Genomic DNA, 7646 nt, shown 5'->3' on the forward strand with positions numbered 1-7646 from the left:
CGGAAGCCTAGGCCCGGCAAAGGGTGCCGCCCGTTGTGCCCACCCGTTCCGCCCCAGCGGAACAGTTGCCCACACGGTGGGTGGGCCCCATACAGCGGTGGGCCGACGGCCGAGGCGCCGGGTGTGGGGCCGAGCCCGGCGGTCACGCGCTGCACCGCCCCAGGCGTCGCCGGAGGTGCGGCCCGGCCCGGGGTCGGAGGGTCGGCCCGCACTCGGACCCACCCCGCGCCCGCACCCGACCCCGCGGCGCGTCAAGGTGTGGTTCGAGGGTGGCGCAGGCGGGATCGGAGGGTCGTGCGGCGCGTCGACCAACTCGTTGTCGTGTTCGTCCACCAGCCCGCCGCCGCCCACCTCACCCGCGCCGCCGACCTCGGCGCCAGCAGGGCCCGCAGGCGGTTCCGGCGGTCCGCCGCCTCGTGGAAGCCGGTCCCGATCCGGGTCGCCTCCTCCGCCAGGCCGGACACCGGTCGCGGGCTCGGCGCGTACAGCGCCTCCTCCACCGCCCGGGCCACCCGGTGCACCGCCTCCGCCGCCTCGCCGGACAGGCCGCCCCGCTCGACGATCCGGGCCGCCGTGCGCCGCGGCGTCTGCGACTCGTCCGGCTCGACCCCGTAGTCCCAGGCCGTGTCGACGATCTCCTGCCAGACCGCGAGGGTCCGGGCCACGCCCGCCCCGGCGGGGGCCAGCCGGCGGGCCCGGACCCGTCGCCGCCACAGCAGCGGCAGCAGGGGAAGGGCGAGGACCGCCAGGATCCCGACGACGGTCAGCGTCACCGTCAGCGGGTCCGGGCCGCCGCCGGACGTCTCCGCGCCGGCCAGGGCCTCCTCGGGACCGCAGTCGCCGAGCCGGCGCTCCTGCGGCGTGCAGCTCTCCGAGGCGCTCGGCGCGACGGACGGCTGCGCCGAGGCGCTCTCCTGGGGCTGGGCGGGCCCGGTGGCCGTACCCGAGGGCGTGTTGTCCTGGGTGTACGAGGGGGTGGAGCCCCGCGAGGGGGTCGGCTCGAACCGCGTCCAGCCCGCACCCTCGAAGTACAGCTCGGGCCACGCGTGCGCGTCCCGGATGCCGACCGAGACCGAGCCGTCGGTCTGTGTCGTGCCCGGCATGAAGCCCACGGCCACCCGAGCGGGGATGCCCAGGGAGCGGGCCATCGCCGCCATCGAGAAGGAGAAGTGGACGCAGAAGCCCTCCTTGTCCCTCAGGAAGCGGGAGATCGCCTGCACACCGGTTCCGGACTCGACGTTCACGTCGTAGCGGAAGCCGCCGTCCCGGGCGAACCAGTCCTGGAGCCTCACCGCCCGCTCGTAGTCGTTGCCCGCGCCGTCGGTGATCCGGAGCGCGGTCGCCTTCACGTCGGCGGGCAGCGAGGACGGGACCCGGGTGTACTCGCGGAGCAGCCGCTCGGGCGCCTCCCCGGCGGCGGCCAGCTGCTCGGACGTCGGCTGGACCTCCAGGCTGGACACGGTGTAGCGGGCGCCGCTGGTGGTCTGCTTGCCGTCGCCGACGAGCATCCGGCCGGCCGGCTCGTACCGCCAGCGGCCGTCGATGTCGACGCGGCCCGCCGGGTACGGCATCGGCAGCCACTTCTGCTCGTACCCCTCGGAGGCCACGAAGTTGCTGGTGACCTCGGTGATCAGGACGTTCCGGGAGAGCCCCTCCGGCCAGGGGAGCCGCTGGGGGACGGCCTCGATCGGGCGGACCGAGGACTTCCACGAGGTGCCGTCGAACTGGTCGAGCGCGACGAGCCGCAGATACAGGCCGGAGGTGTCCCGGGCGTTGGTCCGGTAGCGCAGCACCTCCCGGTCCTCCTGCTGGCGCAGGTTGTCCTGGAGGGAGACCAGCGGGTTCACGGCCGAGATCGTGCCGCCCCCGCCCTCGCCGCCGGTCCCCTCGCCGCCGCCGCTGCCGATGAGGCCGCCGGTGAAACCGGGCAGCGCGAACGGCACGACCAGCGCGACGCCCATGGCCACGACGCCGATCCGGCGACCGGTGCGGGCCGGGGCGAAGGTGGGGCCGCCGGCGGCGACGGACGAGCCGGGCCGGCCCGCGCGCCGGGCGCCGCCGAAGACCCGGCCCCACTGCGAGAGCCGGTCGCGGCCCTCGGCGAGGAGCAGCAGCAGATAGCCGGAGGCCGCGAGGAGGAACCAGAGCCAGCCGGCGCCGCCGCCGGAGAGACCGGCGGCCACCGAGTACAGGGCGAGCAGCGGAAGGCCGGCCGGGGCCGCCTTCCGGAAGGTGACCGCGAGGGTGTCGACCATGAGGCCGATGGCGACCACGCCGCCGACCAGCATGAGCCGGATGCCCTCGGTGTCCGGCGCGGGGATCGCGTACCGGCCGACGTCCTCGGCGCCCGCCGCGAACAGGTCGGCGGCGTGCGCGAGGGCCTGCGGCCCCGGCAGGAACAGCAGGATCGCCTGGTCGGCGGCGAAGAGCGCGGTCAGCGCCAGGAGCGCGACGACGAGCTGCGCGAGCAGCGTCAGCGGGCGGGCCAGCGGCGTCCGCCGGGCCAGCGTACCCACCCCGCTCACCAGGGCGAGGACGAACGCGGCCGTGAAGATCCAGGTGGCCGGCTTGACCAGGGGCAGCAGTGCCCCGGCCGCCATCAGGGTGGCCGCCCAGGCGGCCAGGGTCAGCCGTGCGCGCCCGCTCATGACCATCCTCCGTAGGTGTCGGCGGCGGACTCGGCGCGGACGCCGGCCGCCTGCTGCCACAGGTCCGCCAGCCTGGCCCCGGCCGGTACGACCAGCGCCGTCCAGCCCGCCTCGCGCAGCTTCCGTACCCGCTCCTCGGCGGCCCCGGCGACCGCGCCGCCGGTCAGCCACGTCCCGGAGTCCAGGACGAAGGCGACGGCCGCGCCCGCGCGGTGCCGCATCCGGGCGGTGAGGGCCGCCTGCTCCTCGTCGAGATCGCCGACGAAGGCGACGAGCAGTCCCTCGTCGCCGCCGCGCAGCAGGTCGGAGGCGCGGGAGAGGCCGCCGCCCTCGGAGTGGTCGACGACCGCGAGGGTGTCCAGCATCAGACCGGCGGACTCGGCGGAGTCCGCCGCTCCGGCGAAGCCCTCGGAACCCTCGCCGCCCACCGCGGTGCCGGTGTCGGTGACGAGCCGGACCGCGAAGCCGCGCTCCAGCATGTGGAGCAGGGCGGAGGCGGCGCCGGAGACCGCCCACTCGAACGCCGAGTCGGGGCCGGAGCCCTGGTAGGCGATCCGGCGGGTGTCGAGGAGGACGGTGCAGCGGGCCCGCTGCGGCTGCTCCTCGCGGCGGACCATCAGCTCGCCGTAGCGGGCGGTGGAGCGCCAGTGCACCCGGCGCAGGTCGTCGCCGTGCCGGTAGGCGCGCGGGATGATGTCGTCGTCGCCGGCGAGGGCGAGCGAGCGCTGCTTCCCGTCGCCGTACCCGGAGGCCTCGCCGCCGAGCTTCACCGGGGGCAGCGCCTCGGTCCGCGGGATGACGGTGAGGGTGTCGTACGCGCTGAAGGAGCGGGTCAGCTCGCACATCCCGAAGGGGTCGTTGAGCCGCAGCTGGAGCGGGCCCAGCGGGAAGCGGCCGCGCAGGTCGGAGCGGACCCGGTAGGACACCTCCCGCCGGCCGCCCGCCTCGACGCGGTCGAGGACGAAGCGCGGACGGGGGCCCAGCATGTACGGCACGTGGTCCTGGAGCATCAGCAGCCCGGTGGGGAGCTTGGAGACGTTCTCCATCCGCAGCTGGACCCGGGCCTCGGAGCCCGCCTCCACCCGCTGCGGGGTGAGCCGGCGGGAGGCGGCGACCCGGTAGCGGGTGCGGTGCAGCACGAGGACGCAGATCAGCGGCAGCGTGGCGAGCAGCAGCCCGACGCGCAGCAGGTCGGCCTGGCCGAGGACGTACGCGCAGGCGGCGGCCGCCACTCCGGCGGCGAGGAAGGAGCGGCCCCGGGTGGTGAGGCCGCCGAGGGCGGCCCGCAGACCGCCCCGGTCGTCCTCGTCGCCCCGCCCGCCGTCCGGCACGGCAGCGGTGGTCATCACAGCCGCCGGGCGCCGGGCTGCTGGCCGAAGGGCGGGCCGGCGGGCGGGGCCGCGGCCGGGACGGGGGTGCGCTGCAGGATGTCCTGGACGACCTGCTCGGCGGTGCGGCGGTTCAGCTGGGCCTGCGCCGTCGGCAGCAGCCGGTGGGCGAGGACGGGCGCGGCGAGGACCTGGAGGTCGTCCGGCAGGACGTACTCGCGGCCGCTGAGCGCGGCGGAGGCCTTCGCGGCCCGCAGCAGGTGCAGCGTGGCGCGCGGCGAGGCGCCGAGCCGCAGGTCGGTGTGGGTGCGGGTGGCGGCGACGATGTCGACCGCGTACCGGCGGACGGCGTCGGCGACGTGGACCGCGCGGACCGCCTCGATCAGCTTGAGGATGTCGTGGGCGTGGGCGACCGGCTGGAGGTCGTCCAGCGGCGAGACCGAGCCGTGCACGTCGAGCATCTGGAGCTCGGCCTCGGCGCTCGGGTAGCCGATGGAGACCTTGGCCATGAAGCGGTCGCGCTGGGCCTCGGGCAGCGGGTAGGTGCCCTCCATCTCGACCGGGTTCTGCGTCGCGACCACCATGAACGGGCTGGGCAGCTCGTAGGTCTGCCCGTCGACGGTGACCTGGCGCTCCTCCATCGACTCCAGGAGCGCGGACTGGGTCTTCGGCGAGGCGCGGTTGATCTCGTCGCCGATCACGATCTGCGCGAAGATCGCGCCCGGCTTGAACTCGAACTCGCGGCGCTGCTGGTCGAAGATCGACACGCCCGTGACGTCCGAGGGCAGCAGGTCGGGGGTGAACTGGATGCGGCGCACCGAGCAGTCGATGGACCGTGCCAGCGTCTTGGCCAGCATGGTCTTGCCGACGCCGGGGACGTCCTCGATGAGGAGGTGTCCCTCGGCGAGCAGCACGGTCAGCGAAAGCCGTACGACCTCGGGCTTGCCCTCGATCACACTCTCCACCGATCTGCGCACCCGCTCCGCGGTGGTGGTCAGATCAGTGAGGCTCGCTCGATCGTCATAGGTGGTCACCCGGCCCTCCTCGGCCTTCCGGAACACGGACACCTGCCCCCGTGGGATCTGCGGAGGGTGTCGTACTCCGGTCATTCTTGTTCGCGTGGCCGGGTCGTGTCACTTGCGGGCGGACAAGTGCGAGGGAATTGCCGGTCTTTGGGTGTTTACGCCGGTCCCGCCGCCGGTCCGGCCGCCGGGTCGGACGCGGGATCGATCTCCCGCAACAGGCCGGTCGTCACGTCGAAGACGAAGCCGCGCACGTCGTCGGTGTGGAGGAGGAACGGGGAGGTCCGCACCCGGCGCATCGACTGGCGTACGTCCTGGTCGACGTCGCGGAAGGCCTCGACGGCCCAGGCCGGGCGCTGGCCGACCTCCATCTCCAGCTCGTGCCGGAACTCCTCGGTGAGGGACTCCAGACCGCAGCCGGTGTGGTGGATCAGCACCACGCTGCGGGTGCCGAGGGCCCGCTGGCTGATGGTGAGGGACCGGATCACGTCGTCCGTGACGACCCCGCCCGCGTTGCGGACGGTGTGGCAGTCGCCGAGTTCGAGGCCCAGCGCCGCGTGCAGGTCGAGGCGGGCGTCCATGCAGGCCACGACGGCGACGCCCAGCGCGGGACGCGCGTCCCTGCCGGGGTCGCCGAACGACGCGGCGTACCGCTCGTTGGCCGCGACGAGCCGGTCGGTGACGGTGGAGCCGGCGGCCGGGGCGCCGGCGGAGGAGTGCGCGGAGGTCGACATGGCTCCGACGGTACGGGGCACCGGCGTCCCGGTCCCGCGGTGAGAACGGACAAAGGACCGCATCGGGTCCCGCTGTGAGCCAGTCCACAGGTCCGGGAGACCCGGCCCCGGACGGGCGGACCGCCCGGGGCCGTCCACCGGCTCCCCGGCGCCGTGCGACGCGCCAGCCGGTTGATTGACCGGCGGGTCCCGTGGACTAAAGTGACGCGAAGTTCACGGAGACAACGAGCGACTTCCGCGGTTTCTCCCCCCGTGTGTGCGGCGGTACCTACGGCTCGGCCTCCTTACCCGCTCGCCCGTACCTCCGCGCCGGATCTGAGAGGGCGCATTGAGCAACGACCGACACGTCCCGGTCATGCTCCAGCGGTGCCTGGACATGTTGGCCCCCGCCCTGCGGCGCCCCGGCGCGGTCGTCGTCGACTGCACCCTGGGCCTCGGCGGCCACAGCGAGGCACTCCTGCAGCAGTTCCCCGAGGTGCGGCTCGTCGCCCTCGACCGGGACAAGGAGGCCCTGCGGCTCTCCGGCGAGCGGCTCGCCCCGTACGGGGACCGCGCCACCCTCGTGCACGCCGTGTACGACGAGCTGCCCGAGGTCCTCGACCGGCTCGGCCTCCCCTCCGTCGACGGCGTCCTCTTCGACCTCGGCGTCTCCTCGATGCAGCTGGACGAGGCCGACCGCGGCTTCGCCTACGCGCAGGACGCCCCGCTCGACATGCGCATGGACCAGACGACCGGCATCAGCGCCGCCGAGGTCCTCAACACCTACGCGCCCGGCGAACTGGTCCGCATCCTCCGCGCCTACGGCGAGGAGAAGCAGGCCAAGCGGATCGTCTCGGCCATTGTGCGCGAGCGCGAGAAGGAGCCCTTCGCGAACAGCGCCCGGCTCGTCGACCTCATCCGCGAGTCCCTGCCGCAGGCCGCCAAGCGCACCGGCGGCAACCCGGCCAAGCGGACCTTCCAGGCCCTGCGCATCGAGGTCAACCGCGAACTCGACAGCGTCGAGAAGGCCGTCCCGGCGGCCGTGAAGGCGATCGGCGTCGGCGGCCGGGTCGTCGTCCTCTCCTACCAGTCGCTGGAGGACCGGATCGTCAAGCAGGTCTTCGCGGCCGGCGCGGCCACCACCGCCCCGCCCGGCCTGCCGGTCGTCCCCGAGAAGTACCAGCCGCGGCTGAAGCTCCTCACCCGCGGCGCCGAGCTGCCCACCGAGGAGGAGGTCGCCGAGAACCGGCGCGCCGCCCCGGCCCGGCTCCGGGGCGCCGAGCGGATCCGGGAAGACGTCCTGTGAGCACGGCGAAGGGGCCGCTCAAAGGACGGGCCGCGCGGCTCGGACGGCTCATGCCGTCCGGTCCGAGCTCGGCCGCCCGCACCCCCTTCGTCCTGCTGGTCGTCGTCCTCCTCGGCGGCGGTCTGATCAGCCTGCTCCTGCTGAACTCCGCCCTCAACCAGGGGTCCTTCCAGCTCAACGAACTCAAGGACCGGACCACCGAGCTCACCGACGAGGAGCAGGCGCTCCAGCGCGACGTCGACGACTACGCGGCCCCCGACGCCCTGGAGCGCCGGGCCCGCGAACTCGGCATGGTCCCCGGCGGCAGCCCCGCCTTCCTGGGCCCGGACGGCAAGGTGCTCGGCGAACCCTCGCGGGCCGCCGCGCCCAAGCCCACCCCGACACCGAGCCGCAAGCCGACACAGGCCCCCGCCGCCCTGAACCCGGTCGAGATGGAGGGCACCTACCCGCTGCCCGAGGCCCAGCGCGACCGCTTCATGGCCAAGGTCTCCATCGGCTACCCGAGCGCCGAGGCCGAGCTCCAGATGCTCGACGTGCACGGCTCGGTCTCGCCGCTGGACGACCTCCAGCCGGTCGCCCACGCCCACGACATCCTCAAGCTGATCGAGGCGGTCCGCGCGGTCCACGTC

At 74.5% G+C, this 7646-nt stretch carries 6 protein-coding genes; 2 read left to right on the top strand and 4 right to left on the bottom strand.

Annotation, left to right across the window (positions count from 1 at the left end; translation table 11 throughout):
- Positions 1 to 251: 251 nt before the first annotated feature.
- The 4 genes from EAO70_RS21535 to EAO70_RS21550 all read right to left on the bottom strand — a co-directional run bounded on the left by EAO70_RS21535 (position 252) and on the right by EAO70_RS21550 (position 5732).
- Positions 252 to 2648 carry a DUF3488 and DUF4129 domain-containing transglutaminase family protein gene (locus EAO70_RS21535; RefSeq protein WP_148004490.1) on the bottom strand — a complete coding sequence of 799 codons (2397 nt, stop codon included), beginning with the start codon at positions 2646 to 2648 and terminating at the stop codon, positions 252 to 254.
- Positions 2645 to 3994, bottom strand: a complete 1350-nt coding sequence (locus EAO70_RS21540; RefSeq protein WP_148004491.1) for a DUF58 domain-containing protein — start codon at positions 3992 to 3994, stop codon at positions 2645 to 2647. Before EAO70_RS21540 ends, EAO70_RS21535 begins: the two co-directional genes overlap by 4 nt.
- Positions 3994 to 5010 carry an AAA family ATPase gene (locus EAO70_RS21545; protein ID WP_148004492.1) on the bottom strand — a complete coding sequence of 339 codons (1017 nt, stop codon included), beginning with the start codon at positions 5008 to 5010 and terminating at the stop codon, positions 3994 to 3996. The genes EAO70_RS21540 and EAO70_RS21545 overlap by 1 nt, the downstream gene beginning before the upstream one ends.
- A 146-nt stretch (positions 5011 to 5156) precedes the next feature.
- Positions 5157 to 5732: a beta-class carbonic anhydrase gene (locus tag EAO70_RS21550; RefSeq protein ID WP_261992977.1), complete on the bottom strand. Its 576-nt coding sequence runs from the start codon at positions 5730 to 5732 to the stop codon at positions 5157 to 5159.
- A gap of 328 nt (positions 5733 to 6060) precedes the next feature.
- Here EAO70_RS21550 and rsmH point away from each other — a divergent pair, with 328 nt between their 5' ends.
- Together rsmH and EAO70_RS40045 are read left to right on the top strand one after the other, a co-directional pair.
- Complete coding sequence (gene rsmH / locus EAO70_RS21555) at positions 6061 to 7017, top strand: 16S rRNA (cytosine(1402)-N(4))-methyltransferase RsmH (protein WP_148004494.1); 957 nt, start codon at positions 6061 to 6063, stop codon at positions 7015 to 7017.
- Positions 7018 to 7067: 50 nt separating this feature from the next.
- Positions 7068 to 7646: AAA family ATPase (locus EAO70_RS40045; protein ID WP_187283976.1), on the top strand; the 579-nt coding region annotated here is incomplete at its 3' end.

Source organism: Streptomyces sp. adm13(2018), assembly GCF_008042145.1.
Taxonomy (GTDB): domain Bacteria; phylum Actinomycetota; class Actinomycetes; order Streptomycetales; family Streptomycetaceae; genus Streptomyces.